At 61.3% G+C, this 1594-nt stretch carries 2 protein-coding genes; both read left to right on the top strand.

What is annotated here, in order from left to right:
* Positions 1-97: 97 nt before the first annotated feature.
* Positions 98-580, top strand: coding sequence for an MSMEG_0572/Sll0783 family nitrogen starvation response protein (locus tag B7449_RS00410; RefSeq protein ID WP_010512510.1), 483 nt, complete (start codon positions 98-100; stop codon positions 578-580).
* Between the two features lie 24 nt (positions 581-604).
* On the top strand, positions 605-1579 hold the full coding sequence (locus tag B7449_RS00415) for a Nit6803 family nitrilase (RefSeq protein WP_048883093.1): 975 nt from the start codon (positions 605-607) through the stop codon (positions 1577-1579).
* The last annotated feature ends 15 nt before the right edge of the window (positions 1580-1594 follow it).

Consider the following 1594-nt stretch of genomic DNA (forward strand, 5'->3'; position numbering starts at 1 on the left):
AAATTTTGTAGTTGGCGCATTCCATGTCACGTTTTCTCCCGGTGCAGCGGTCGCCCCGGCATTTCGCCAGAGACCGCACCACATGGAGAGATACATCATGCCGAAAGTCGAACACGCTCCGTACAAAGACGGCGATTGCTTCGTCAATTACGAAAACAAGGTCTTTGAGGACGTCAAAGCCCAGCCCGGCGAAAAAGCCCTTATCACCTTCCACACCGTCGCCAATGAAGGCTCGGTCGGGTTCGTCAACCTGCTGCAGGCCACCCGTCTGATCCGCAAGGGCTTCGAGACGTCGGTGCTGCTGTACGGACCGGGTGTCACCCTTGGCGTGCAGCGCGGCTTTCCCCGTCTGGGCGACGAAGCCTTTCCGGGGCACATGAACTGCAACAAGCAGATCGCGAAAATCCTCGAAGAGGGCGGAAAGGTCTATGCTTGCCGCTTCGCGCTCCAGGCCCTCTACGGATACGGCGAGCAGAACCTGATCCCCGGCATCACGCCGATCAACCCGCAGGACGTGCTCGACATCATCCTGCTGGCCCGGCGCGACAACGCCTTCATCCTCAATACCTGGACTCTCTGAAGGCCGAAGGGAGGACCGCAAGCCATGTCCCGTATCGTTCGCGTCGCAGCCATCCAGATCAGCCCCGTCCTTGGTGACGATGGTCTGGGAACTGCCCGGAAAGTCTGTCAGGCCATCCGCGAGGCCGCCGAAAAAGGCGTGAAACTGGCGGTCTTTCCCGAAACCTTTGTGCCTTACTACCCCTATTTCTCGTTCATCCAGCCGGCTTTCCGCTTCGGTGGGGAGCATCTGGAACTCTACGAGCGCGCCGTCGTCATTCCCGGTCCGGTCACCGACATGGTGGCAGAGGCCGCGCGCCAGACCGGCATGGTCGTGGCGCTCGGCGTGAACGAGCGCGATTTCGGCACGCTCTACAACACCCAGATCATCTTCGACGCCACGGGTGAAATCCTGCTCAAGCGCCGCAAGATCACGCCCACCTACCATGAACGCATGGTCTGGGGGCAGGGTGATGGTTCCGGGCTGAAAGTGGTGGACAGTGCCGCCGGTCGCATTGGCGCACTGGCCTGCTGGGAGCATTACAATCCGCTCGCCCGCTACGCGCTGATGACCCAGCATGAGGAAATCCACTGCGCCCAGTTCCCCGGCTCGCTGGTAGGGCAGATCTTTGCCGACCAGATGGAAGTCACCATCCGGCATCACGCGCTGGAATCCGGTTGCTTTGTGGTGAACGCCACGGGTTGGCTGACGGACGGGCAGATCAAGGAAATAGCGGGCGACCCTGCACTGGAAGGGCCGCTGCGGGGTGGGTGCTTCACGGCCATCGTCTCGCCTGAAGGGAAGCTGCTGGGCACGCCGCTGACGGAAGGCGAGGGGATGGTGATTGCCGATCTCGACTTCGCCCTGATTACCAAGCGCAAGCGGATGATGGATTCCGTAGGGCATTACGCCCGGCCCGAACTGCTCAGCCTGCTTCAGGACCGGCGGCCCGCCCGCACCGTTCATTACGTTGGGGAAGCCAATCCGGTTCCCACATCTACAGATGAGGCTGCGTCATGACCATTCCGACGCTCG

Origin of the sequence: Komagataeibacter intermedius TF2 (assembly GCF_000964425.1) — a bacterium.
GTDB classification, from domain to species: Bacteria; Pseudomonadota; Alphaproteobacteria; order Acetobacterales; family Acetobacteraceae; genus Komagataeibacter; species Komagataeibacter intermedius.